We start from the raw sequence: 26401 nt of genomic DNA on the forward strand, positions 1-26401 counted from the left end.
CTTTATGATTCTTCCCGATTTAATACATCCTGAATAACATGATTAGTTAAATTCGGCACAATTTCTAGTGAATAAGTCATTTCCATACGTTCCAGTTTTTTATGCCCGTCCATTCCGTATGGTCCTATATTAATAACGGGAATATTTAATTCGTTTACATCTTCATATGCGACGTGTAGCTTTTGGCCCCATGATGGAGTGTTAGTCACTGCATAATCAATTTCAATCATCCGATCGCTCATCGCAACAAAACTCATATCAGATATGTGTGGGAAGAAGTTTTTTGCGGCTATCGGGTGTTTGTACTCAGGTTGAAGGGCATTAATGGCATGATCCAATGCAGCCAATAACCTTTGCTCGTCTTGTGTTTCTCCTGTTAATGCGACACGTGGTGAATATAACGAAGAATAAAAGACAATGATTGCAGGACTTTTATCGGGCATAAACTTCCATGATTCTTCGACGACACGAGCAGCATACATACGGATATCAAGTGTTTCATCTTGTAATAGATCTTCTTTAAAATCATTCATATGTTGCTCATAAGATTCTCCGTGTGTACGTGTTAACATTTCTTGCATTTCACTATACGTAAAGACACGTGGTTCCCAAGGAATTGAGCGGTATGGCTGCTGACTCACCTGACAATATTGTTGATAACGTTCTTCAAAAGAACTTAATGCATTCTCAAAAGCAATGGTAGCTTGTTCTTTTAATAATTCGAGCACTTTTTCCGGTGACCAGGAATGCACGAAGAAATTATAGTAGACATATGCTGATAATGCGGTTTGCACTGTGTAAGATGGTTTTAAGTCTGTTTGTTTTAAGGAAACTGGTGGTAAAGTGGATTCACCTAAACCAACGTCACTCAAGTCTGGATTGTAATTGATTTGTTTGGTAAGTTCAGCAGCGACGAAATTTGGGTCAAGCCCATCGAAGGCTGATCCAACATGAGTTTCCTCACCTGTGATAAAAAAGGAAGGTAATAATTTTCCTACTGTACCTTTATACACATAACGGTTTTCATCACCTTCATACGCTGGAGCAACAAAATCACTATTAATGGCTGCTACATAATCAAATGCATGTTCTTCTTTCCATTTCTTTAACGTCTTTAAAGCAGATAAAATACCGTTAGAACTATCTTCCTCATCACATTCTGCAATCAATACGAGGTTACCATCTAGTAATTCAGGATGTTCAGCATAATAGGTGAGTAGATAGATATTGCTAGCGAGACCACTTTTCATATCAAGAACACCACGTCCAAATAGCCAATCACCTGACTTTAATTGGTCTTGTATTTGTTCTGGTAGTTGTTCACTTTGTAAATATTCCATCCAATCATCTGGGGAGAAAGCTAGATCGCGTTGTTGGTTAAAATCGTCAACGCCAACCGTATCTAGATGCCCCATTAATACAATGGTACGATTGCTTTTCCCCTTTGTTCCTTTCACATGGGCGAGTACATTATAACGCTCTCTATCATCATTTATCGTTTGTTCCATAACGAGTTGGGAAGGCTTCATTTCAAAATAAGGGTGGGAAGCCAAATAATCATAAACGGTTTTGGCAATGTCTTGTTCTCCACTTGTATTCACAATGCTATTAACATTTACTAAACTTTTGGTAATTGATAAGATCTCTTCCCGACACGACAACTTATTTATATTTGACTGACTCATATGATATTCCCCCTGGATTTTTCTACAAATATACAAAATCCATCAGTTGACAAACTGATGGTATTTTTCTGACGTTTCTAGTAACTAAAAGGATCTGTGGATTACTTTGGCCACATTTATGTGTGTATATAGTTTTCTAACTACTTGGTCAAACTTTAGCAAAATGATGCTGAAAAATCAAACACTACTAAACGCTTAAGTAACCAATAGAATGCCAATGACATAGGATAAATTAGAAGTTGGGTGAGGAGCCTAGTACTTCTCAATTAATAATATGACGAGATTTCTTTTATTTAGCCTTTTTTAAAGGAATGGAAGTCTTGTGAATTTCAAAAGTTAGAAAAAGGAGAACACTGTATGAATCTAAACCCAATTATTTATCATAACCCTCCAGTTGCAGAAGTGACGAGTATTAGTTATCCCAAAATTAGTCCAAAATCTGTTATTGGAACAGACACCATGATTATAGGTGACATCACAATTGATGATGAAGTGTTTGTGGGATTTAAAAATTTGCTCCGTGCAGATTCGGGATATCCTTATCATGTTGGACCATACACAAACATACAAGATAATGTTTTAATGCATGTACATCCAGGTCGAGAACACGTGGTTGTTGATGGTCAGAGATGGGGAGTTTACTTAGAAGGTGAGAACAGTGTTTTGCACCATGCTGCTGTTCACGGTCCATTGTTTATTGGTAGAAATACTTTTATTGGACAGCATACCAGTATTTATGATGCTATTATTGGAAGAGATTGTGTGATCATGCACAATGCGACGGTGACGAATGGAGTAACGATAGGTGATAATCGATTTGTTGCACCCGGACAATCGGTGTGGGAACAAGAAGAAGCAGACCAACTCCCACCAGTACCTGAAGAATTCCAAGACTTAAATCAAAAAATTGTTGATCATTATTATCGCCTAGGAAAGTCATATGGTCAGAATACACCTTTAGCTTTTACTTTGTCATAGAAATAGCAAAGTGACTCAGACATAATTCTTGCTGAGTCACTTTTTTGTGTGAATGTGATTTTTTATCAAATTATATAGTTACCACTACCTTTAAACCCCTCATCCTTATGGGACTAAATCACCTACCTGTTGATAGAAGACAACTCTATTAACAGGTTTTTTATTGAATGAAAAGTGTTCACCCTAAAAACGGTCTACTATTTAACATGTTTGACTAACTTTTATTTTGATAAAAAAAGAATATGGTTGTCGGTTTACAAAAACAAAATGCTATGGTAAATTAAAATCGTTAAGAACGTTAAATAAAAATTTAACAAAGTTAATGAAGGAGAGTTGCTTATCAGGTAACGGATTTATCCGTTCTGGAAAAGTGATGGCATATCAATCCTTATTAACACAGGCTTTGTGGGTGGTTATAGGTAATCAGGATTGAAGGAAATTAGGTTAGGAGTACATAGAACCTATGCTTACCCATGCCACCCCCAACCTAAAGATGTGAAATAGATTAAGGAAAAGTTATTAAAAACTATCAAGCTATTAAGCTGTTTTCATTATTGAAGGAGGAATTCTAATGAATGGTTTCAATATAGTTTTGACCACTTCATTCCATATCAAAATCCAAGGAGGTCTTGAAGATGAATAAATCTTATGACGTTGTTATTATTGGAGGCGGTAGTGCGGGTTCTGTACTCGGAAATCGCTTAAGTGAAGATGGGACTCGTAATGTTCTAGTTCTAGAGGCAGGACGTAGTGATTATCCATGGGACTTGTTGATTCAAATGCCAGCTGCTTTACCATTCCCCTCAGGGAAGCGTTTATATGACTGGAGATACGAGTCTGACCCAGAACCTTATATGGGTGGACGACGTGTTAAGCATGCTCGAGGTAAGGTACTTGGAGGATCAAGTTCAATTAATGGCATGATTTATCAGCGAGGTAACCCAATGGATTATGAGCGTTGGGGATCTGATGAGGGGATGGAATCATGGGATTTTGCCCATTGTCTTCCGTATTTTAAACGCCTGGAAACTGCTTTAGCGGCGGATCCAGATGATGAACTGCGTGGCCATGATGGTCCACTAAAATTAGAACGCGGACCAGCTAAAAATCCTTTATTCCAGGCCTTTTTTGATGCAGCGGTTGAGGCAGGTTACTCTCGAACTCCTGATGTAAATGGTTATCGACAAGAGGGCTTCGGTCCGTTTGATAAACACGTGTATAAAGGAAGGCGTTTGTCAGCATCACGTGCCTATCTGCGTCCAGCTATGAAACGTCCGAACCTTACAGTGAAAACACGTGCCTTTGTGACAAGTATTGATTTCGATGGTAAGCGAGCTAAGGGTGTGACCTTTCAACGCAATGGGAAGACACATCATGTTGATGCTGGTGAAGTTATCCTATCAGGTGGAGCAATTAATACGCCACAGCTTCTTCAACTCTCAGGTGTAGGTGATGCGGATCATTTGCTTTCACTTGGCATTAAACCAGTGGTTGATCTTCCTGGAGTAGGTGAAAACCTTCAAGACCACCTTGAAACATATATTCAATACTCATGTCCCAAACCAGTTTCTGAACAACCAAACTTAAATAAAGCACGTATGCCTTGGATCGGTTTGCAGTGGTTACTTGGACGTAAAGGACCTGCAGCAACTAACCATTTCGAAGGTGGAGGATTTGTTCGTTCTAACGAGGATGTCGAGTATCCTAACTTGATGTTCCACTTCCTTCCGGTAGCAGTAAGGTACGATGGACAAAAAGCAGATACTGATCACGGATTCCAGGTACATGTTGGACCTATGTACTCTGATGCTCGTGGGTCATTAAAGATTCGTTCTAAGGACCCTAAAGAACATCCAAGTATGGTCTATAATTATCTTTCTACGGAACAGGATCGTCGCGAGTGGGTTGAAGCCGTGCGTATTTCACGAGAAATCATGTCTCAGCCAGCTATGAAACCTTATAACTCAGGTGAAATTTCACCAGGTCCTTCTGTTAAAACTGACGAAGAGATTCTGGATTGGGTAGCCAAAGATGCAGAGACAGCTCTTCATCCGTCATGTACAGCAAAAATGGGACCAACTTCTGACCCTATGGCAGTTGTCGACCCAGAAACGATGAAGGTTCATGGTCTTGACAACGTACGAGTGGTCGATGCTTCTGCTATGCCTTATGTCACGAACGGAAATATTCACGCACCCGTGTTAATGCTCGCAGAAAAGGCAGCAGACTTGATTCTTGGAAAAGAACCCCTTAAGCCGATTCATGCCGATTATTATCGTCATAGAGTAGATCCAGCTGATGCTGGTACAGTAAAGAAATAAGAAAATAATAGCTTTTTAAGAAGCCTTATAAGTTATAAATATTAAATAAAGCCTGCAGACTAAACTGCAGGCTTTAGCCCAGATGACCCAGAAAGCGCTGCAGAAGCAATTAAGCAAGGTATTCCGCTAGGTAGATTTGGCACTCCAAAAGATGTAGCAGAAGTTGTTCTATTCTTAGCCTCTGATAAGTCTCCATTTGTAACTGGATCGCTTTATAATGTCGATGGTGGTATGCAGGCAGATTAATTAATTTAAGGAAAATAAAACTCCATTTAAATTGTAAAACCGTTCTTTTCACTATTAGAAAAGGACGGTTATTTATTTGGTCGAGGTTATTGAGTTATAAGATTGGTAGTTTTTATTCCCGATATGCCCACACAAAAGGTGTTTTAATAAGGTATTTTATCTAATCATTTTTATATTCCTCAATAACCTGCTACACTAAGGTTAAAAAGGTTACAAGAAGGAGTAATCCTATGTCTAAAATGGATATTTTTAATTTAGAAGAAACGCTGAAAGAATATAAAACTGAGAATAATGAAGCAGACTTAAATGAGATTGTTGATCAATTTAAAGGTAATCAGTTTGAAAATGTTCTAGCTAAAACAGATGAGTATCGCAAGAAGCATGAGCCTGATGAAGTTTTAAAAAAGGTCTTATTATTACTTGATGCTACTTGTTATGCGCAAATGGATGATAACGAAAAGGCTGCTGAAATCATTAATAGCTTGTATCAAGGTTCACATGACCAGTCGATTGATGATTTAATTTTATTTGGGAACATTGCTTTTATGTGTGATCTTAAGCTGTCTAGAAGAATAATGTCAGATGCGGTGAAACAAATGGAGGAAGAGGAATCGTATGATCAAGTAGAAGCGGCTCGTGCTTACTTAGTATTAGGTGAGGCTGAAGAGAATTTAGAGAAGTTTAAACGGGCAATCAAGTACTATAAACAAGGTTTAGCTCATTTCCAACAGGCAGAAGGACCTTACGAAGAAATGGTTCTATTTCTAAACTTTAAACTTGGTGCACTTCATTCTCAGATTAATGAATTAGACGAGGCGATTAACTATTTGGAACAAACGATTGAAATGGCCGATGAATCGAATCAGGAAGTGAAGATTAATAGCTTAGTCAGTATGGCGAAGATGTATGGAAATAAAGATCAATATGAAAAAGCGATTAATTATTTACATGAAGCCATTCCGATGCTAGAGGATTCCTCTTTATCCGGAAAGTTTGTACATGCTGAGGCTTGTACGGAAATGGCCTATAATTACTTTGCTCAGTCTAAACCTGATGAAGCTGTTCCATATTATGAAAAAGCGATCGACATTCATTTAAATAATCCTAATTTTTCTTATCGTGAGCTAGGTATGATCTATATGCAGTACGCCTATTGCTTGGAGAATCAAGAGCAATCAGACAAGGTAGCAGCAGGGAAAAATTATGAAAAGGCAATTGAGCAACTTGAGCAAACTGAGGATTATGAGCTATTGGAAAATGCCCTAGGAGACACGATTGCTTTCTTTGAAAGTACGGGGAATCAGAAGAAGAAGCGTTTCTATGAAAATAAATTCGTTAAACTGACGAATGAAAAAGCACGGATGCAGTAATAACCTATAAACCTATAACACTAATTATGTTGAAGAGTCCTCACAAATGTTGGTTCAACCAGTTTGTGAGGGTTTATTTGTCAGACTGTAAGAGACTTCTCAATTATTATCTTTAGTTGTGATTAATATCACATTATGTCATGCCCATCCCTTTTATAATAGGAGTAAAAAGAGTGGGTGGGAAAATGAATCAGAATCAATCACTTTATGATGAAATAGGTGGGCAAGAGACGGTCAATCAGCTTGTTGACGAGTTTTATCCACGTGTATATGAAGATGAGGAGTTAAAGCCACTGTTTGAAGGAAACGACATTGAAGAAATTAAGCGTAAGCAACGGATGTTTTTACCCCAATTTTTAGGTGGGCCAACTTTTTATAGTGATGAGTTTGGACCACCTGCAATGCCATCTCGACACCAAACTTTTGAAATCACGCTCAAACAGGCTGAATGTTGGTTGAATTGTATGAAAGAAGCGTTAAAAGCAATCGATCTGTACGATACTCCGGCTGGACAGGAGTTTTATGAAAAGTTAACTAAAGTTGCACCTTTGATGGTTAGCCGCCAGGAGACAAATTAATATGAATAGTTACCTGTCTTTCTCTACTTTTGTAGAAAGAGACAGGTATTTTTTTGCCTCTTTAATCTATATGTTAGATTATAAGAATGGTTACGATATATGCTAAAATGAAGGAATGTATTTATAATCAACATCACATAGGAGTGGAACAACTTGAATAAAAAAGATATTGCCAATATACGCAAACAATTTAAAGTGAATAATGATTTGTTAAACATACATGAGATTTTTAATGTCTATATCATGAAAGAATCAAGCGAAATTTATCATCATCAAAGTATGTCGTTTGATTTTATGGAAGAAGAACAGCAAGAGTTATTTATGAATAATTTCAAAAAGGTGTTAACCGGACAGTTAGATCAGAAGTTGTTTGAATTAAAATTCCAACGTGATGTAGAAGATAATAGTCAGCTCATTCTTCATCAAGGGTTATTGACTCAGGACACTGAGGAATGGAAGGGTCAAATGCTGCGTCTTGTTGAGAAGATGCTAAAGGATAAACAATATGAGATGGATGTAGTTGTGAGCTTTATTCGCGGGGAATATATGAAGCCTACCAAGCCACGTAATGAAGAAGCAGAAGAGAGTGAGCGTGATACGGTTTATACTCATCCATTCATTTTGTGTAGTGTAAATAAAACACAAGACCCGAAAAAGGAACTACTGTTTGACTATGTGCAAAAGGAGTTTAAATACAATATTGTCGTCGATCCAGTTATTAACCTTAAAGCTCCAATATCAGGATTTTTGTTCCCTTGTTTTACGGAAAATGCAGCCGATGTTAATCACGTGCTTTATTCTGCTGGGAAAGCCAATGAACCGGATTATTATTTCATCGAGCAAGTTCTGAATGCTGAAGAAATGATGACAGCTCAAGAGGATAAAATTGTGTTTGAAGAAGTGATGAGGAAAGTGGCTGGTGACCAAATTAACACGACGACACTTTCTAATGTATATGAGGAAATCAATCGAACGGTAGAGGAAAACGAAGAGGAAGAAATCCCTAAGTTGGACTATAAAGATGTGGAAAAAGTACTGAAAAGTAGTGGGGTAAAAGAAGCTGAACCTGAAAAAGTGCAAGAAGCGTTCAAAACCGTGATTAATGATGAATCTTATGAACTAAAAGCGAGTAATATTGTGCCTAAGTACAATTCTAAATCAATCAAAATTAAGACCAAAGTAGCTGACATCGCGGTCAGTCCACAAGATTTAAAGTATGTACGCCAAACTCAGTTAGGTGGAAAGTTATGCCTTATGATTGAAGTAGAAGAAAATACTGTGATTGAAGGATTTGAAATGATTCCTGAGGCTTTAGTGCAAAAAGCTAAAGATCATGAAGAATGATCGTTTAAAAATGAATGATTATGAAATATTAATGGGAGGTAATTTTTTATAAGATTACCTCCCATTTTATATGTCCAAGATTTTTCGTTTAAACCTATTTAAAACATCAATACGGCAAACACAGTAGTAACCAGCAAGCCAATTACGACAGGTATGAAGCTTTTTCTTACGAGTTCTATGACAGATATTTTAGCGAAACCAGCAATGGCGATGATTGGTGACCATGCTACAAGTGTGCCACCACCTACCCAAATAGCACCGACTTGGCCGATAGAGGCTAGTGTTGTTGGGTCGATTGCAGTTGATGCAGCTAGTGCTTCAGATAATGAACCGATTAATGGTAGAGCAGAGAAGCCAGATCCGTCAAGTCCTGAAACCATACCTAAAATTAATACACCTAATGCCGTGAATAAAGCGTTATCCGGAATAAACGCCTGACCTTCTTGAACTAAGTCGAATAAGAAAGAAGGTGTTGTTTCTGGGTCTGTATTAAGAATTTGTCCTGCAAGCTCTCCACTGCCAATAAAGAAGAATGCTGCAACGGGAATGACAAGCCCCATAACTTTAAAGGCGAAGACAAACCCACTAACAATGTGGTCGCTAACTTCTTGTAATGTCTTCTTATAGTCACGGAATAGTGACATGAGAATAATTAAGATAATCGCTGTACCACCAACAAGAGCCGAACCAGCGCCGTCTTCAATAGCTGGCACGAAGTCAGTGAATGTTGCAACAACGACATACGTAACAATGACTAAGAAGATGGCAGGGACGAGAAAAGCGAATACTGGGCTGTATTTACCTTTCTTTACGTTAGTGTCATCTACTCTAATATTTAAGTCGTCATCTCCACTTTCTTCCCATTCGGTGAGGTTTTCTTTAGCTGGCTTTTTAATATGTTTGCGAATCATAAAGTAAGCAATTGTTAGTGACACTGCCCCAGCAACAAGAGATAAGATCAATGTTTGCTCGCCAATAGCACTTGCTTCTAGTGCACTGCTACTTGATGCCGTCAATTCTGGGGCAACTTTTAAGATGAAGTCAGATGATAGTGCCATTCCGTGACCAGCTAGGGAAATAGAAATTGCCGCTCCAATTGGTGGAAGTCCTGCTTTAATAGCAACCGGAATGAGTAATGCCCCAATTAAAGGTGCTGCTGGTGCTGGCCAGAAGAATAGTGATAAAAAGTATGTTACGACAACAAGGATCCAAAATGACAGTGTACCAGTGCTCATAATCTTCTGGAATGGTTGGATCATTTGTTCATCTGCACCGATCGACTGTATAGAGCGTAAGAGAGTTGTCATAATCGCTATAATTAAAAAGATGTTAAACAGCTCAGTCGCAGCTGTTAAGTTCGCATTGAAAATTGCTTGAACCCCGTCAAGGAAAGACCCTGTATAGGTCCAAGCAACGAAAAATGCCATGATCAATGCTGGGACGACCACGTTTTGTCTAAACAACATTGTTAAAATGATCAATAATGTCCCGATCAGATATAGCCAATGAGCCATAGTTAGTTCCATGTACGCTAACTCCTTTTTCTCGGAATGTAGAAATCTGTGGTTATTCTTATGTAGACTTTTGGGCAAGTGTGACAGATGAGGTGTTTAGTCAGAGAATTCGCGTTCACCGGATTCCTTACTCGTTTCTCTGAGGTATAAGAATAAAACACTCTTTCTTGAGCCATTTTATGTAGTAAATATAGGAGTTGAGATGATGAATTTATGTCCTTTATGTAATGGTTTAGCGAAGGTTTCTATAGAGTGTTCAAAATGTCATTCAAACCTGGATGATCATGGGAAATTAACTGATTACTTTGATGATTATAGTGCTTATATGGATATTGATATGGTGAAGATGTTTGATGGGGATCCTAAGTCGTTAGAAAACCATCAATGTTTACATTATTTCTATTGTCAAAATTGCCAACATGAAGAGATCAAAGCAATTGATGAGTTAGATTCATTTCAGTAAATGGGAGGTGTAATGAAATGGATGTTAATGGTGAGATTATTTCAGGACAGTTTGATCAACCAAACAATGAATTTTCGTTAAAAAGAGTTAAACATTTAACGACTGAATCGACACTAAATGAAGCCCAGATCGATAGTTTGTATCAGTATTTAGAGCGTCACAAATATGAAGATGGTGGACAGGTTATTACGTTATATGACCAAATTCCGTTTCAGTTAGATCAAGAAGAAATCATGCAATTAATTGATGATCTAAAGCAGGTAAAGTCTTTATATCAATAGTGGTTTAAAATGACGGGAGAGTTTATAATGACAACATCTAAACAACCTGTTATTGGGTTAACTTGTTCAAGTGTTAACCATAATAATATACCGAGTTTTAATATACATAAAAAGCTGGTTGATGTAGTTATCAAAGCAGGAGGAGTACCTGTTGTCATTCCAACAGGTAAGCAGGAGATGACGAAAGTGTGGGTTAGTCATTGTGATGGGGTTATCCTAACTGGAGGAGAGGATATCGATCCTAACTCTTATGGTGACAATCCATCTCCACAAATTAAGAAGACGAATAAGAAGCGTGATCAAACTGAGATGGAACTAGTAAGGCAAGCAATGAACCAGAAGAAGCCAATTCTAGGTCTTTGCCGAGGGGCGATGATCTTAAATGTGGGCTTAGGTGGTTCGGTTATTCAAGATATTGAAACGAACATTCCCAATGCTATCAATCATTATCAGCAAGCTGAAAGGCCAGAGCCTACTCATGATATCAGGATTGATCAAACAAGTAGGCTTTATCAAATACTGGGTAGCACCAATTACCAAGTGAACAGTTTTCACCATCAGTCTATTGATCAGTTATCTTCGCATCTAAAAAGTGTCGCAGAGGCTCCTGATGGTGTGATTGAAGCAGTTGAAGTAACTGATTTATCTTCACCAGTGGTATTGGGAGTTCAATGGCATCCTGAAGAGATGGCTGGTGATGATTTGGCAATGCAACGTCTATTTGATACGTTTGTGATAGAGTGTAAGAACTGATGCTTTTGAAAATTTAAAATTGGATGTGGTTCTGTTGTCTAAAAATTATGTTTGGTACGCAAGCTATGGGTCGAATTTAAGTAGAGAAAGATTTTTATGTTATATCAAAGGTGGTCGTCCAATCGGTTCTGAACAAGAAGAAGTTGGCTGTCGTGATCAATCGCTTCCTATTGATCAAGCTACATATATTATGAGATATCCTTTATACTTTGCTAAAGAATCAGGACGTTGGCAAAGACAAGGTGTCGCTTTTATCGGACTAAAAGAGGATAAGAAGTTTAAGACGTATAGTAGTAAATATTTAATCACTGAAGAACAATTTATGGATGTCGTAAAACAAGAGAATAACGGTGCTGAGGTTGATATTGATCTAGATGAAGTGATGGAGAAGGGATATAAAACTTTTAGAGATTCTTGGTATGGAACGATTGTGTATTTAGGTGAAGAAGGTGGCCACCCAATCTTTACATTTACCGCAGACTGGGATTTAGACGTGCCTTTCAATAAACCCTCGAAAGAATATTTAAGCATGATTATTCATGGATTAAAAACCACCTTATCACTAGAAGACCGTGACATTTTAGAATATTTGATTACTAAACCCGGAATCGCAGACAACTACAACAGAGCAGAGCTACAAGAAATAATTAAACAGGTACAATAACAAGTACTTCAAATTCGACAAAATCCGGGAGGTGCCTGTCACCCCTCGAGGAGTGACAGGCACGCCTTACGCTACCTTCCTGAATGGGTGAAGGAGTAACCGGATAAATAGGGTGAAGAATATTATGGTGGAGATTCCGAATAGGATTGGGATTGGCAGCCATTCTGCCCATAGTCCTGCGATGAAAAGGCCTAGGGGAAGGGTTAGTTTCATGAACATGGATGATGTGCCAGCGACACGTCCTAATAAATGGTTAGGGGTGAACTCCTGTCTGATCGTGTGGTAAACAATATTAGATACGGTCGTTGAAAACGTCCTGACAGCGAGTGCTAACCCAATCACCCACCAAGAAGGCGCCATCATTAACCAAGCCATGGCGACAACATCAATGAGTAAACAATACGTGAAAATCACACCCCTGCCTAATAGCTTTCTGATCTTACTGATGACCAACGCTCCAAGAAGCCCACCAATTGCTGAAATCGAAAACATCCAGCCAATTTGATCCTCTGTCGCCTTCAATTGATCGGCTACGTAAAAAATCAGTACGCCAATAACCAGACTAGAAGCAAAATTAACAAATAGTACGGTAATCGTTGGTGTTAATAACGTTTTGTTATCTAAGAGCTCATCAATGCCTTCTTTCATATCTCTCCATATACTATTGGATTCCTGCTTTTGCTCACTTTCTACAGGCATTTGAAGGAAATGCATGCACATAAACAAAATGAGTAAACAAATGCTGTAGATTGCTAATGTAGAAGTATAGGAAAATAGCAAAATTAATGATCCAGCTATTCCGGGGCCAACCGTGCGAATTAATGTACTTACAAAAGATAATTTCGCGTTTGCTGATGTTAGTTGCTCTTTGGTGACTAGCTGTGGAATCACCGAGTGGTGTGCGTTTCCAAAGGTATATCCGGCAGAAGACAATATAAAACCTAACAAGAATAAGTGCCAAAGTTGAATGTGGTTAGTAGTTAACAAAAGCAGGATCAACACCATCGCGATCACTTGGATGAAACTAGTCCATTGCATCATACGTTTACGGTTAAAGCGATCAACAAACACACCTGCAATCATTCCTAAAAATATATTCGGGAAAAATTCAATTGCTCTCATCGTACTCATTGCTAAGGCTGATTGGCTCATATGATAAATTAATAGTGGAATAGCAATAGTGTACATTTGTGACCCAAAGCTTGCGATCGTTGAGCCTCCCCATAATAGCAAGAAGTTTTTATTTTTCCATAATGTTCCACTTTCCTCTTTGATAGGCGTGGCTTCTCTCGTTATCAAATAGATCCCCCCTGATTGATTATTTGAATAATGAAAGTATACTGAAATAAAAGGTGTATAAAAAGTGACGATTTAAATGATGGATAGTTCACCTTTTTCATAATGGAGGGAATAGGATGAAGTATATCGATTATGCCAAAATGATAGCAACACATTTTCCGAAAAATAAACCGGTAGAAACCTCTATTGACGATATTTCAGGGTTGCTAAAATGTTCAGAACGACATACTAAAACGGTCTTAAACTATTTGGATCAAAGAGAGTGGATCCGTTGGGATGTCCAACGTGGTCGGGGGAAAAAACCAAAAATCACGCTATTACTAGATCATGCAGATATTTTATTTGAAGAAGCAGTGAAACTCTCTAAAGAAGAACACTATCAAAAGGCCTTTCAAATTGTTCAGCGTTTAAATGTAAATCTCCAAGAAAAGTTTCAAGGTTGGCTAAAGACGAATGCGGGAATTTTTAAAACGAATTCGGTTAAGGAACAGGAATTAGATATTCTCAAATATCCTTTTTACGAAACGAATCTAGTAATGGATCCCATCTTCCTTAAATCAAGGCATGATGGCCACATGGTACAACAGATTTATGATCGCCTAGTGGAATATGATTCTAAGACCGATCAGTTAACGCCACAACTTGCTCACCACTGGGAATCGACCGATGGGGTGAAGTGGACATTTTATTTACGTAAATGTGTGTTGTTTCATGATGGGAAGGTGCTAACGGCACGTGATGTTCGTGCAACTATTGAACGATTAGGTGAAGATGATGTTATTACACAAAATATCGATAGAATAGAAATTATCAATCAAACAGTCATCGTTTTTCATTTAAATGAAACAAACTTTCTCTTCCCTAGATACTTAGCAAACTTGAAAGTCTCGATTATTCCTAGTGATGTTTTAGAAAAGGATCAAAAGGCATTGCTCAAACACCCTATAGGGACAGGTCCTTTTCAGTTGATAAGAAATGACGATGATCTCATCCGTTTAGACGTGTTTGAGAATTACTTTGGCTATAGACCATGGCTTGATCGAGTTGAAATCATCAAAGTCCCAGATAAATTCGACAGCAGTCGTGAAATGCCGTTATTTTTATACGCGCCTGACGACTCTTGGGATAAAATTACAACCCAAGAAGAAGGGGCTGATTACATCATATTTAATTGTCGAAAACAAGGGCCTATGAGCGATGAGTCGTTAAGAAAGTGGACATGTGAACAGATTAATGCTGAAGAATTCTGTTTAGCACGTGAAATGGTTGCTCATAGTTTACTGACTCAAAGATCTCTGGAATTTAAGTCTAGTAATGGTAAGCGCCCTACCGAGGAAAAATCACCACAATTAACCTTAAAGATTGCCGCACAACAAATTCGAAAGGGGGCTAACCATGAACGAGAAGCCCTTATTTTTCAACAACAATTGAATAAAATTGGTGTGGATTCTAGCGTTGAGGCAGTTCCTATCCATCAATTAATTCAACCTGATGTACTCGATCAGTATGACATCGTTGTTGGAGGGGTTGCATTATCAGACGATCATCTTTTATCAGTACTGACAACATTGCAGTCCAATCGAATGGTCATTTATCCATGTTTGAGTGATGAGTTGAAGAAGGAAGTTAACGATGGAATATCTATGATCAAGGAAAATCAGAATACCAATGTGCAATGGGATATTTATTTTAAGGTCGAGGAATATCTCAAATCTGAACATGCGATTTTCTTCTTGAGTCATCGCACACACACCATCTACCAATCAGAAACGAGCCCCTACATGGGAATAGAGTTAGATAGTCATGGAAGAGTTGATTACCGAAACGTGTGGAAACGACAGGAATAATACTGATATCGACATTCAACATAAAATATCGACACTTTGGAAGGTTTTATCGACAGTTATAGTGAGGTTAACGACACTCACGGAGAGATTAACGACACTCATGAAAAGATATCGACACTTAACATGAAATTAACGACACTAAATGGTTCTACAGACTGGTGTACATATCTATTTTCCATGTTGACATCAGATTCGACAAAATCCGAGAGGTGCCTGTCACCCCTCAGGCACGCTCTACAAAAGATGTTGGAAATTTCGGTAGGTATTGATCTGTTCTTGTTCAGATGTATGAGGAGTAAACTCCCAGCCCATTTCTTTAATGATTTCTGCATATTTTTCTTTTATTTGATATTGTTGTAATGCCATTTCAATATGTGCATTCTTTACATTAGTGTCTTGCATCATCAAGGCAGATTTATAATTTTCATTTGACATATTTTTTGCTGTGTTGTGTGCTTCTAAAGCTATCCATTTATTGTTAGTGGTATTTTCATATCCTTCTTTCTCGGAATAATGTCTTACGAAAGGGGCATTTAAAGGTGGAACTTCAATGTAATTATTATATTCTGGATTTATTAGACCTAACATAATCCAGACGTGCATACGCATCGTCGTTTCTTGCAATTCTATAATATCTCTCAATCGCTTGTTTGTTACTGTACCTTTGTAGGCCTTCAACTTATTTATGACACCCTCATGAGCTGATAGATGTTCAGCCATTAGCCCAAGGTCAATAGCAGGTAATGAAGTCATTTTGACACCTCTTCAATTGAATGTAGGTTATTTCATCATAATGTATGCATTGAAAATCATTTTGTTCAGGACAAACCCTCTTAATGTGGTTATGTATTGACGGATCAATAGAAAATACGATTGTGAATTCATAAAGTTGGTGAGAGTTATTTAAGCTGTTTTTACGGAATATAGTAAACTATTATTTAATTGGTGCTATTACATACATAAATTTGGTATAATGAGATTATTGTAAATATATTGAAGTTTGAAAATGCTCTAGTAAGCAAAGGGGAATTTAAATTGAAAAAGAAAATCCTGATTGTATTAGGGAGTCTTTTTACTTTATTTTTTGTCGCATTGATTTTCGCAGGCAATTATTTTTATAGTGAAGGGATTAAACGGGGGACTGAGGTTGAACTTCATCGTGAAGATGAGGTTGTTAATGTTGTCGCAACTGAAGGAGACGAAACGCTTGTTGGTGAAGCAAATGAATGGTTTGATGAACAGGATACAGAAATCCTTGAGCACATATCTTATGATGATTTAAACCTAGTTGCACAGTTTATAGAGAATAGTTCTGACGAAGGTCGAGCAGTTATTCTAGCTCACGGGTTTCGAAATACAGGAGATGATATGGGGAAGTTAGCGAAACTTTACTATGATAAGGGATTTGATATTCTTTTACCTGATGCTCGTGGTCACGGGGAAAGTGAAGGAGATTACATAGGCTATGGCTGGCATGATCGGTTAGATATTTTGGATTGGATTGACGTCTTAATTAGAGATTATGGCGTAGAAGATATCATTTTACATGGGAATTCAATGGGAGCAGCAACTGTTTTAATGACTAGTGGTGAAGAGCTTCCGGATGAAGTGAAGGGTATTGTTGCCGATAGTGGCTATAGTACAGTGAAAGAAGAGTTGGCTTATCAATTGGAGAATATTTATGGTCTTCCACCATTTCCATTACTTGATGTGACCAGTGTGATCACGAATATTCGTGCAGGTTATTATTTAGGTGAAGCATCAGCAGTTGATCAAGTACAAGAGAATACACTGCCTTTATTGATCATCCATGGAGAGGGTGATGATTTAGTACCAACAACCATGGCACATGAGATTTTTGAAGCAGCCGGTGGGGATAAAGAATTGTGGCTTGTTCCTGATGCGGGTCATACGAAGGCATTTGATAATGTTACTGAAGAGTTTTATGAGCGTGTAAGTAATTTTATTGTGAATGTATTGGATGAATAACTCAAATCATTGGGGCGATAGACCACCCCACCTCACACCAAGTTGGACATAGGAATACTGTAGGGTAGGTAATCAAAAGGAGTGGAAAGATGTATTTTAACAGACATCCGTTAAATTGCCTTTATGAACAGCAGTATGTTGTGATGCCTGGGGATACGTTTTATGACTTAGCTAAGCGTTATAACATTGCTGTTCTCAGCATTCAACAGGCAAACCCTGATGTAAATCCAAATCAGCTGTATGTTGGTCAAGTGATCTGTTTACCATTGCCCCCTTGTGAAAACGGGTTCCAATACATTGTCAAACCAAATGATACTTTATTTCAGATTGCTCAGATGTATCATGTCACGGTGGAAGATCTTTTATCTAGAAATCCAGGAGTTAACCCATATCAACTTCGATTAGGGCAACCTCTTTGTATTCCACCAAGTATTGATGTGGAGTGTCCAATGGAGCGATTCCATATTGTAAGGCCTGGAGAAACGTTGTATGAGTTAGCTGATCGTTTTAATATCCCGTTAGAATCACTTATTGCGATTAATGATCATATTGAAAATCCAGATCATGTTCAAGTTGGCACAAAACTTTGTGTGCCTAGTCCGATGGTGACACCATAATAGGAGTGAATATAAACACCTTCGATTTAGTGAGAGATATCCTAAATCGAAGGTGTATTTTTTGAGAGGGCCCTTTCACGTAAATCATTATGACGGGCATTTTATCTTCTACTAATAATTCCATTAAATATTTCTCCACCATTTTCATAAATATTAATGATTCTCAGACGGTTAGTTTGTTTATTAAATATGGTTTTGTAATGTTTATTCCCGTTGATTACAAGGAACATGATACGTTTTTGGTTGTTATCAGTTGTTAGTTCAAATGTATATCCTTGGTCCCCGACTTGTTCTATGATTGTCTTGTGTTCTGGTAGAGATAGTAAGTGGTTTTCTAGAATGGGTTCAATGTTGTTATTTTCTGTATGACTCACTTGAATGTTTTTATGTTCTATTTGATTATCATGTGTGGAGGCTAAGTTGTCGGACTGAACTTCATTGTTGCAAGCGGTTAATGCCAAGGTTAAGACAATAAGTACATAAATCAATTGATACATTTAAGAATCATCTCCTTCTAAATATTAACATTTTCTGATTAAAGAGAATTATTCATTGGCTAAATAGTGGTAGTAATGGGCAATTGTTAAGCATGGAATTTGCAGTGTAAGAAATCCTTGTCCATAATAAAACTAACAGTACGTAAGGGAAGTAGGGGTTAGATGAAGACAGAAGAGCAGTACTTTACTGAAGGAATCACGATACAGGATTATATGGATGAGATGAGTAAGTTAAAAGAAGAGAGTTTTAATGTTTATGAAAACTTCCAATTACCTAATGACGGATTTCCTGAGGAATTAAGACAGCAGTCATTGCATTTCTTAGTCATTACAGAGGATTGGTGTGGCGATGCGATGATGATTAACCCAGTTATACGTCGATTGGCTGAGCCAGCAAATATTGATATGCGCGTTGTATTAAGGGATGAGGATACTGATCTGATTGACCGTCATCTAACTAATGGTGGACGGGCGATCCCGATTATTTTGGTTTTAAATGAGAGTGGAGAGCTAGTTGGAAAGTGGGGACCACGAGCGCCTGAAGTGCAACAAATAGTGGATGAAATGCGTGCACAACTTCCATCTAAAGACGACCCAGCTTTTGAGGAGAAACAAAAAGACATGATTAAGACGTTAACGAAAAAGTACTCTGAGGAGTCTACGCTTTGGTCATATGTATACGAAAGCTTTAAGGAAAGCCTTCTAACCAGATCAATAAATTAGTAACGTCATATTAAGAAAAAGACAGGAAATGATTCCTGTCTTTTTCTTTGAACATTTATTTATTCGACAAAATTCGAGGAGTGACAGGCACCTATATTTCTGTAAACTTTTTTGGCTATTTCTTCTGTCGATGTTTTGAGTGCGATAGATAATTCTTTAAATAGGACATTTTGTGTCTCATTTAAAAGTTTGCTGTCATTGGCATGTAGTTTTTGTTCTTTTTGTTTAAGTTCGTGATTTTTACGTAACAACGTGTTGACGACTTTAGCAACTTTCATTCGATCTCCAGTATCTAATGTCTTAGTGAAATGCTGAGTTCTTAGATTTGGCCTCTCAATCCAGTCATAACCATCCGAATTAAATGAATGCAAGATCTTTTCGGCTTCTTGTTGATTAACCAATTGCAGCATCGAAATTTGATCATTATCAATAGGAGTATTAATGGTTAATTGGTGATTATTCTCAAGAGGGTGCAGGATATAATAAGTCTTCTTCATTCCGAATAAGTTTTTATCACAAATATCATCTACACGACAGATACCATGACCTGTATAAACAACTAAATCCCCAATATTTAACATGTGTTAACTCCTTTAAGGCGTATTATCAACTAGGTTGACTATATTCATTTTATACCTCTTGCCCCATTTTGTCAACTTAGTTGACAATAGTAAACTGCTTTTGTATATTAAGGTCACTACAATTGGGAGTGAAGGAGTGAGTTCTATTTGGAGCAACTAGATTTAATTGATCTTATTAGTGAACGTCATTTACAACTTCGTCAGGTTTCAGAAAAAATATGGAACGACCAAAATAACATTGATTTATCCAATTCAGAATGGATTATCATATCGAAAATTTATCATAAGAAACAAATGACTGTACCATGTATTGCCAAGCATGTAGATATCTCACGACAAGCTGCACATAAATTCATTAATCGTCTTGAAGAAAAAGGTGTGGTTTCAGTAAAAAGGCTAGAAAATAATAGAAATGCAAAGTTATTAGAATTAACCGAGTTAGGTAAGCAATGTTATGAAAAAAATGAAACCCTTAAAGCTCATCTAGAGAATCGGATTGCTGAAGAAATTGGTGAAGAACGTTTGAAGCAATTTAAACAGGTGCTAAAGGAAGATTGGGGGTTATAAGAGGGTCGTTACCTTTAATTACCATTGAATAAGTAGGGAGTACGTGGTATATTATTAATCACAGGGAACGAGCTTCCCAAACAACCAATTCTGCGTTGTTCGTAGCCTCATTTTGTCTTAAACCTATAATTAATAAAAGGGAAACCTAAATTTTAAACTCAACAACATGCCTGTACATCTGGACGTTGGACAGTTTAATGCGGTTACCCACCTGCTAAAGCGGGTTTACAAGACAATCCGAGTTACGACATCAGGCGGAATGGTCATTAATTAAATTCGTTTAAAATTAATTTGATTATATGTAGCTGTCTTAGAAGTCATTGGAGTGACTTTTGAGGCAGCTTTTTTGTATGAATTTTTAGCATAGGTGATGTCTATGTGGGATTTGATTAGTAAAGTCGCTTTGCCTAAATGAGTTGTTTATTCACTTGATCGGGGCAGCTAGGAGATATTGCCGGATAGCGATGTCTCTACGACTGAAAAGAATAAGAATGTTTTAGAGGTAGTTTGGTCAAAGAGACGCGATTTCAATACCAAACCTCAGTGCTCAAAAATTCACACTATGACAGGAGCCACTTTAAAGAAGTCCTCTCGGTGACGTTTCATCCTGGTGTGAAGCGCAAAATGTAAGAGAGAAGTCCTCTCGGTGACGTTTCATCCCTGTGTGAAGCGCAAAATGTAAGAGACGACTGCTCAATAACATGAAAATACATAAACAACCGGAACCGGGCTAGTCATTTCCAGCCCCGATTGTTTTATCGTTGATTATTGTTGATCTTCTTTCGTTGGTCCCATCACCCCTGGAACAGGAAGTCCTGCTTGGCGTAGGAGGACTGTCATTTGACCTCGGTGATGTGTTTGGTGATCAATCAATGTTCTAAGTACAGCACCTCTAGGAAGCTGAGTACCAAAGCCTTCAACTTTTTCCTCCAGTTGTTCGTCTGTTAGTTCTTGTTCGACTTTTTCTTTGAGTTCATTGGCTACTTGCTTATAAGTATCTACAATCTGACTAGCTTGGTTCGGTACTTTTTCAGGGTTCGCGTTAGTTTCAAGCTTGATTCCAACAACACTGGCAAAGAAAACGGGTGAAGTCGCTAAATGCCAACCAAGCCATCCAAGAGAACTATGTCCCTCGACAATTGCTTGATCTAACTGTTCGTCTGTCATCGCTTCAAATACCATTGTTGTTCCTTCTAATGCTTGTGACCAATCAGCCACAAAGTCTGAGACTGTTCTGTACATAAAATCATCTCCATATATGTAGATTTTTGTTTCCTTATATTAGGTTATCAAATATATAAATTGATGAGAAATAAAGTGTTTGAGATGTTGTTAAAACATAGATATCTCAAGCAGCTGGTGCTACTTGTTTAGAGGTATTCGACAAAAATCGGGAAGTGACAGGCACCTTAAAACACGGGAGATAGGTAGTCCAACTACGTTGTAATAGTCACCGATGATTTGTTTAACGAACATTGCTCCTATGCTTTGGATGCCGTATGCTCCTGCTTTATCGTAGGGGTCATTGGTGGTTATGTACCATTTAATTTCTTCTTGGGATAATGGCCAGAATTCAACTTGGGTTTTTTCAACAAACGTGATTTCGTTATCTTGAGAGCGGATCATGACCCCAGTAAAAACTTCATGAGTGTCTCCGCTTAATTGAGAAATCATCCTATAGGCTTCTTCCTTATCAGAAGGCTTTTCAAATATTTTTTGATTGTATGAAACAACTGTATCTGCTGAAAGAATGACTTCGTTCGAATGATGAAAGGGAACGTTTTCCCCCTTAAGAATAGCTAACTGCTTCACTTTTTCTTCAGGATCATCCGTTTTAATTTGTGATTCGTCGACGTTTGGTTTACGAATGTCAAAAGGAATCTTTACTTGTTTTAATAACTCCTGCCTTCTAGGTGATGATGAGGCTAAGATAAGCGACTTTGTCATAGTTATACCTCCTATAAAAGAGTTAACGATATTCTTTCTTTAATTGCATGGTTTCATCATAATGTCCATTTGGATGATATGAGATCAGTGGGATTTCGTCTAGCTGGTGTAACCTTGTTTTATAGTCCGTTAGATATTGTTTTCGTAACTCTTCACTCTGTGTTGGTTTCCATACTAGAAATGGTTCAACAGGCTTCATACCTGAATAATAAAGAATCCCATGATTGATATGATAGAGAATCTGTTCATGGATATCACCTTCCATACCATAGGGTGTAAAGGCTTCTTGTCTAATTCCTGTCGTGACTGATAACATGGCTTTTCTACCTTTAAGTCCACCGTGTTCATATCTGCCAATTTCACTTCCATGAACGAAGCCTGCTGCAAATACTCGGTCAAACCAGCCTTTTAAAATAGCCGGTACAGAATACCACCATAGAGGAAATTGGAAGATGACGAAATCTGCCCATAATAGTTTATCCTGTTCATCTTTAATATCCTGTGCAAATCCACTCGTTTGTGACGCATGGTTTTGTTCTAATCCATATTTAAAAAAGTCCTGAACCTGTCGTTGGTGAAAATCATCTTGATCAGCAACCGCTTTAAAATTCATTGCGTACAAGTCTGAAACTTGGACTTGATGCCCTAACATTTGTAATTCTGAAACTGCGAGGTCCTTTAAAGCACCATTAAAAGATTTAGGTTCAGGGTGTGCATAGATTATAAGAGTATTCAAGTTAGGTCCTCCTCCTCGTTAATTATGTAACATGTCAATATTAACATACCTTCAATAGCGGTCCAGTTTTCTTAATTACTATGTTTTCCCTACTTTTATTTAAATAGTATAAAATTTGCCAGTTGAATAATCATAATAGGTAAAACGCCTAAGGAGTTTGTTATGGAACCCAAAAACATACAGCTAACAGCATCGGAAATGGCAAGTTTATGGAATCAGTATTTGTTTGATACGATGTCAATTTGCTTCTTTAAATATGCATTGGAACATATTGAAGATGAAGAGATTCGAGGTTTGTATCACCATGCTTTAGAAATAGCAGAAAGTCATATCAAGAAGTTAAAAGAATTTTTTGAAGGGGAAAATTATCCAGTGCCTCATGGGTTTACAGAGGATGATGTGAACCCTAAGGCTACACGGTTGTTTCAAGATCCTTTTTATTTAAATTACCTGTATATTATGACGCTTCAGGGGCTTACAGGTTATGGGCTTTCTGTTGGTACGTCGATTCGAGAAGACTTGCGAAAATACTTTATGGAATGTAATTCAGAAGCGATGGACATTTTTGACAAAACGATTGGGATCATGCTTGAGAAGGGGATCTATACGCGCCCACCAACATTAAATCAACCTGAATCTGTTGATTTTGTCAAAGAACAAAGCTTTTTAACAGGTTGGTTTGGTGAACGTAGACCGCTAACGGCGATGGAAATTGGTGATATCACCTTTAATTCAAATAAAATGCAACTACATGTGGCTTTAAAGCTGGCCTTTAGTCAGGTGGTTCAGTCTAATAAAGTTCGAAAATATATTCAACGAGGACTTCGGATTACGGATAAACATTTAGATGAGTTTGAGGACGTCTTACGTGAAGAAAAACTCAACTCACCTATGTCTTGGCAGTCACACGTGACCGATTCGACCGAACCACCTTTTTCAGATCGACTGATGATGTATCAAGTACAATTATCTACACAGATTGCAATTGCTTTTTACGGGACGGCTCTTAGTGTCAACTCTAGAAGAGATTTAGCTGCTAAATATGTGGCGCTAACTGGTGAGTTGGCTAAGTATGCTGAAGATGGAATGAAATTGATGATCGATTGTGGTTGGTTTGAACAGCCACCGATGGCAAGTGATCGGAGGAATTTAGCAAAAGGGAAGAAGATATAAGCATGATACCGTCTCTCCATTAGGGGGGACGTTTTTTTATTATACATTAAATATAAAAAGGTTTTTCATTTCGAATGTCGAAATATTATGTTATAAGGGAGGTTTGTTTAATGACAGTGATAAAAAAGAGTGATATTGTAGAGGATTTTCATGGTACAAAGGTGGCTGACCCGTATCGATGGTTAGAGGATTCCCAAAGTGAGGAAACCACCCAATGGGCAAAGGAGCAAGAGAAAAGGTGTGAAGCCTATTTCGATCAGACGACAACCAGGGATGAAGATAAGGTAAGGCTTATGGAATTATGGAATTACCCAAAGTTTTTTGTCCCGAGAAAAGTGGAGAACAAGCTCTTTTTCCAAAAAAATGATGGTTTACAAAACCAAGCCGTATTGTACCAAAAGCAAGTGGGGAATGACTCTGTTTTACTCGATCCTAATAAGTTAAGTAATGACGGTACTGTCGCATTGACAAATTATTCATTTAGTAGCGATAGTCGGTATATGGCTTATGCGACGTCAACTCATGGTAGTGACTGGCAAGAGATTTTTGTTAGAGATGTTGAAACGGGTGAGGATTTGAACGATCACCTTGAGTGGGTAAAATTCACACCAATCTCTTGGGCGCCTGATAGTTCAGGATTTTTCTATAGTCGCTTTCCGGATCCATCGACTATTGCTAAGGAAGATGAGGGGAAATACCATAAAGTTTATTTTCACCAATTAGGAACTTCTCAAGATAAAGATGAGCTTATCTATGAGCATCCAGACAATCCTGAATTGATGCTGGCCCCATTTATCAGTCACGATGATCAATTTATTTGTCTTGCTGTTAGACAAGGTACGGCTGCGGAAAATCGTTTTTACTATAAAGAATTAGGTTCAGATGAGGACTTCACACGATTGTTGGATGACCAGGATGCTGAGTATAATTATATTCATAATGAAGGTTCAATCTTTTATTTTCAAACTAATCTAGATGCACCACGTAGACGAATTATCGCCATTGATATAGAAGAACCATCTCGTGAAAATTGGCAAGAGGTTGTTGGTGAGCAAAATGATGTTATGCATGCAGTTAGGTTTGTTAATGGTCAGTTTGTCATCGCCTTTTTACATGATGCTCATCACCAAATTCACTTGTATGATCAAAACGGAAGTTACAATCAGCAAGTCGAGGTTCCAGTGATTGGGTCGATTACCGATATATCAGGTAAACATGATCAACCGGAAATGTTCTTCGGAATGACGTCTTTCTTAAGTCCAACAGTCGTATATCGCTATGATTTTACTAGTGGACAGCTTGAGGAGTTTGCACAATCTGAACTCAACATAGAAACGTCACAGTTTGAGACGGAGCAAGTTTTCTTTACGTCTAAAGATGGAACTAAGGTGCCGATGTTCATTACCAAGAAAAAGGAGCTCCCGTTAGATGGACAGAATCCAGTTATTTTGTATGGTTATGGTGGGTTTAACATAAGTGTGACGCCGTCTTTTAATCCAGCGATTTTACGTTGGCTTGAAAAAGGTGGGATTTATGCGGTAGCCAACTTACGTGGGGGTTCAGAGTATGGTGAGGAATGGCATAGAGCCGGTATGTTAGAAAATAAACAAAATGTGTTTGATGATTTTATTTCCGCTGGGGAATACTTAATCGAACAGAACTATACACGTCAAGAGAAGTTATCGATTATGGGTGGCTCAAATGGTGGACTCTTAGTTGCTGCTTGTATGGTACAGCGTCCAGATTTATTTGGTGCAGTCATTTGCCGTGTACCTGTGATTGATATGTTACGTTACCACAGGTTTACGATTGGCCAGTTTTGGATTCCTGAGTACGGAAGTGCAGAGAACCCGGAACACTTTCCATTCCTTTATCAATATTCACCATTGCATAATGTGAAAGGTGGACAGAAATATCCTCCAGTATTAATTGCGACTGCTGAAAGTGATGATCGTGTTGTGCCAGCTCATGCGAAGAAGTTTACGGCTACTTTATTAGAAAAGGCTAGTGAAGATTCTACAGTTGTTTTACGATTAGAATCTAAAGCTGGACATGGTCTCGGTAAGCCGACTTCTAAAATAATTGATGAGTGGGTAGACTTTTATGCCTTTTTAGATAAAGAATTAGGCTAAAACGTTTTAGACGGGTGTGTTACCCGTCTTTTTTTGTGTGCAAGTCCTGCCAGAAATCTTTATGAATAGAATGAATTGAGTTATAAAGAATGGAGG

At 37.9% G+C, this 26401-nt stretch carries 25 protein-coding genes, 1 other RNA gene and 1 pseudogene; 18 read left to right on the plus strand and 9 right to left on the minus strand.

What is annotated here, in order from left to right:
* Window positions 1–2: 2 nt before the first annotated feature.
* A complete protein-coding gene (locus HWQ49_RS07400; RefSeq protein WP_188206969.1) occupies window positions 3–1685 on the minus strand; it encodes a M20/M25/M40 family metallo-hydrolase in 1683 nt (560 codons plus the stop codon).
* 357 nt (window positions 1686–2042) lie between these two features.
* On the opposite strand from HWQ49_RS07400, the gene HWQ49_RS07405 reads away from it, so the two are divergent.
* From HWQ49_RS07405 to HWQ49_RS07430, 6 genes and pseudogenes are all read left to right on the plus strand, one after another.
* A complete protein-coding gene (locus HWQ49_RS07405; RefSeq protein ID WP_188206970.1) occupies window positions 2043–2663 on the plus strand; it encodes an LbetaH domain-containing protein in 621 nt (206 codons plus the stop codon).
* A 635-nt stretch (window positions 2664–3298) separates the two neighbouring features.
* Window positions 3299–4984, plus strand: coding sequence for a choline dehydrogenase (gene betA, locus HWQ49_RS07410; RefSeq protein WP_188206971.1), 1686 nt, complete (start codon window positions 3299–3301; stop codon window positions 4982–4984).
* Between the two features lie 96 nt (window positions 4985–5080).
* Window positions 5081–5230: pseudogene (locus tag HWQ49_RS07415) on the plus strand (SDR family oxidoreductase); the annotation flags it as partial.
* Between the two features lie 230 nt (window positions 5231–5460).
* Window positions 5461–6600 carry a tetratricopeptide repeat protein gene (locus HWQ49_RS07420; RefSeq protein ID WP_188206972.1) on the plus strand — a complete coding sequence of 380 codons (1140 nt, stop codon included), beginning with the start codon at window positions 5461–5463 and terminating at the stop codon, window positions 6598–6600.
* A gap of 173 nt (window positions 6601–6773) precedes the next feature.
* A complete protein-coding gene (locus HWQ49_RS07425; protein WP_317450918.1) occupies window positions 6774–7178 on the plus strand; it encodes a globin domain-containing protein in 405 nt (134 codons plus the stop codon).
* A gap of 153 nt (window positions 7179–7331) precedes the next feature.
* Window positions 7332–8522: a DUF4317 domain-containing protein gene (locus tag HWQ49_RS07430; RefSeq protein WP_188206973.1), complete on the plus strand. Its 1191-nt coding sequence runs from the start codon at window positions 7332–7334 to the stop codon at window positions 8520–8522.
* 98 nt (window positions 8523–8620) lie between these two features.
* On the opposite strand, the gene HWQ49_RS07435 is transcribed toward HWQ49_RS07430, so the two are convergent.
* Window positions 8621–10048: a hypothetical protein gene (locus HWQ49_RS07435; RefSeq protein ID WP_188206974.1), complete on the minus strand. Its 1428-nt coding sequence runs from the start codon at window positions 10046–10048 to the stop codon at window positions 8621–8623.
* Between the two features lie 193 nt (window positions 10049–10241).
* Here HWQ49_RS07435 and HWQ49_RS07440 point away from each other — a divergent pair, with 193 nt between their 5' ends.
* The 4 genes from HWQ49_RS07440 to HWQ49_RS07455 are packed head-to-tail and all read left to right on the plus strand — an operon-like array spanning window position 10242 to window position 12197.
* Window positions 10242–10499 (plus strand): hypothetical protein, encoded by a 258-nt coding sequence (locus HWQ49_RS07440; RefSeq protein WP_188206975.1) that lies wholly within the window; start codon window positions 10242–10244, stop codon window positions 10497–10499.
* Window positions 10500–10516: 17 nt separating this feature from the next.
* Window positions 10517–10780: a hypothetical protein gene (locus tag HWQ49_RS07445; protein ID WP_188206976.1), complete on the plus strand. Its 264-nt coding sequence runs from the start codon at window positions 10517–10519 to the stop codon at window positions 10778–10780.
* Window positions 10781–10807: 27 nt separating this feature from the next.
* The gene (locus HWQ49_RS07450) at window positions 10808–11533 is read left to right on the plus strand and encodes a gamma-glutamyl-gamma-aminobutyrate hydrolase family protein (RefSeq protein WP_188206977.1); all 726 of its coding nucleotides are present in this window, start codon (window positions 10808–10810) and stop codon (window positions 11531–11533) included.
* A gap of 34 nt (window positions 11534–11567) precedes the next feature.
* Window positions 11568–12197: a hypothetical protein gene (locus HWQ49_RS07455; protein WP_188206978.1), complete on the plus strand. Its 630-nt coding sequence runs from the start codon at window positions 11568–11570 to the stop codon at window positions 12195–12197.
* Window positions 12198–12263: 66 nt separating this feature from the next.
* Here HWQ49_RS07455 and HWQ49_RS07460 read toward each other — a convergent pair whose 3' ends face one another.
* Window positions 12264–13496 carry an MFS transporter gene (locus HWQ49_RS07460; RefSeq protein WP_188206979.1) on the minus strand — a complete coding sequence of 411 codons (1233 nt, stop codon included), beginning with the start codon at window positions 13494–13496 and terminating at the stop codon, window positions 12264–12266.
* 116 nt (window positions 13497–13612) lie between these two features.
* Here HWQ49_RS07460 and HWQ49_RS07465 point away from each other — a divergent pair, with 116 nt between their 5' ends.
* Complete coding sequence (locus HWQ49_RS07465; protein WP_188206980.1) at window positions 13613–15343, plus strand: ABC transporter substrate-binding protein; 1731 nt, start codon at window positions 13613–13615, stop codon at window positions 15341–15343.
* Between the two features lie 234 nt (window positions 15344–15577).
* Here HWQ49_RS07465 and HWQ49_RS07470 read toward each other — a convergent pair whose 3' ends face one another.
* Window positions 15578–16096: a hypothetical protein gene (locus tag HWQ49_RS07470; RefSeq protein ID WP_188206981.1), complete on the minus strand. Its 519-nt coding sequence runs from the start codon at window positions 16094–16096 to the stop codon at window positions 15578–15580.
* A 282-nt stretch (window positions 16097–16378) separates the two neighbouring features.
* Here HWQ49_RS07470 and HWQ49_RS07475 point away from each other — a divergent pair, with 282 nt between their 5' ends.
* On the plus strand, window positions 16379–17332 hold the full coding sequence (locus HWQ49_RS07475; RefSeq protein ID WP_188206982.1) for an alpha/beta hydrolase: 954 nt from the start codon (window positions 16379–16381) through the stop codon (window positions 17330–17332).
* 89 nt (window positions 17333–17421) lie between these two features.
* Complete coding sequence (locus HWQ49_RS07480; RefSeq protein ID WP_188206983.1) at window positions 17422–17949, plus strand: LysM peptidoglycan-binding domain-containing protein; 528 nt, start codon at window positions 17422–17424, stop codon at window positions 17947–17949.
* A gap of 101 nt (window positions 17950–18050) precedes the next feature.
* On the opposite strand, the gene HWQ49_RS07485 is transcribed toward HWQ49_RS07480, so the two are convergent.
* A complete protein-coding gene (locus HWQ49_RS07485; protein ID WP_188206984.1) occupies window positions 18051–18446 on the minus strand; it encodes a hypothetical protein in 396 nt (131 codons plus the stop codon).
* Between the two features lie 162 nt (window positions 18447–18608).
* Between HWQ49_RS07485 and HWQ49_RS07490 the strand changes: the two genes are divergently transcribed.
* Window positions 18609–19169 (plus strand): thioredoxin family protein, encoded by a 561-nt coding sequence (locus HWQ49_RS07490; RefSeq protein ID WP_188206985.1) that lies wholly within the window; start codon window positions 18609–18611, stop codon window positions 19167–19169.
* A gap of 59 nt (window positions 19170–19228) precedes the next feature.
* Here the strand turns inward: HWQ49_RS07490 and HWQ49_RS07495 are convergent, their stop codons facing one another.
* Window positions 19229–19750, minus strand: coding sequence for a CarD family transcriptional regulator (locus HWQ49_RS07495; RefSeq protein WP_188206986.1), 522 nt, complete (start codon window positions 19748–19750; stop codon window positions 19229–19231).
* 147 nt (window positions 19751–19897) lie between these two features.
* Between HWQ49_RS07495 and HWQ49_RS07500 the strand changes: the two genes are divergently transcribed.
* On the plus strand, window positions 19898–20317 hold the full coding sequence (locus HWQ49_RS07500; protein ID WP_188206987.1) for a MarR family winged helix-turn-helix transcriptional regulator: 420 nt from the start codon (window positions 19898–19900) through the stop codon (window positions 20315–20317).
* An 84-nt stretch (window positions 20318–20401) separates the two neighbouring features.
* Window positions 20402–20582: non-coding RNA, 6S RNA (ssrS, locus tag HWQ49_RS07505), on the plus strand.
* Window positions 20583–21082: 500 nt separating this feature from the next.
* On the opposite strand, the gene HWQ49_RS07510 is transcribed toward ssrS, so the two are convergent.
* The 3 genes from HWQ49_RS07510 to HWQ49_RS07520 form a co-directional block, all read right to left on the minus strand.
* Window positions 21083–21559: a DinB family protein gene (locus tag HWQ49_RS07510; RefSeq protein WP_188206988.1), complete on the minus strand. Its 477-nt coding sequence runs from the start codon at window positions 21557–21559 to the stop codon at window positions 21083–21085.
* A 120-nt stretch (window positions 21560–21679) separates the two neighbouring features.
* The gene (locus tag HWQ49_RS07515; protein ID WP_188206989.1) at window positions 21680–22264 is read right to left on the minus strand and encodes a Maf family protein; all 585 of its coding nucleotides are present in this window, start codon (window positions 22262–22264) and stop codon (window positions 21680–21682) included.
* Window positions 22265–22286: 22 nt separating this feature from the next.
* Window positions 22287–23000, minus strand: a complete 714-nt coding sequence (locus HWQ49_RS07520; RefSeq protein ID WP_188206990.1) for an NAD(P)H-dependent oxidoreductase — start codon at window positions 22998–23000, stop codon at window positions 22287–22289.
* Window positions 23001–23162: 162 nt separating this feature from the next.
* Between HWQ49_RS07520 and HWQ49_RS07525 the strand changes: the two genes are divergently transcribed.
* Together HWQ49_RS07525 and HWQ49_RS07530 are read left to right on the plus strand one after the other, a co-directional pair.
* Window positions 23163–24173: a DUF3231 family protein gene (locus HWQ49_RS07525; protein WP_188206991.1), complete on the plus strand. Its 1011-nt coding sequence runs from the start codon at window positions 23163–23165 to the stop codon at window positions 24171–24173.
* 110 nt (window positions 24174–24283) lie between these two features.
* Window positions 24284–26305, plus strand: a complete 2022-nt coding sequence (locus tag HWQ49_RS07530; RefSeq protein WP_188206992.1) for a prolyl oligopeptidase family serine peptidase — start codon at window positions 24284–24286, stop codon at window positions 26303–26305.
* Window positions 26306–26401 lie beyond the last annotated feature (96 nt).

The sequence above is a fragment of the Alkalibacillus aidingensis genome (assembly GCF_014595945.1).
Lineage (GTDB): Bacteria > Bacillota > Bacilli > Bacillales > Alkalibacillaceae > Alkalibacillus > Alkalibacillus aidingensis.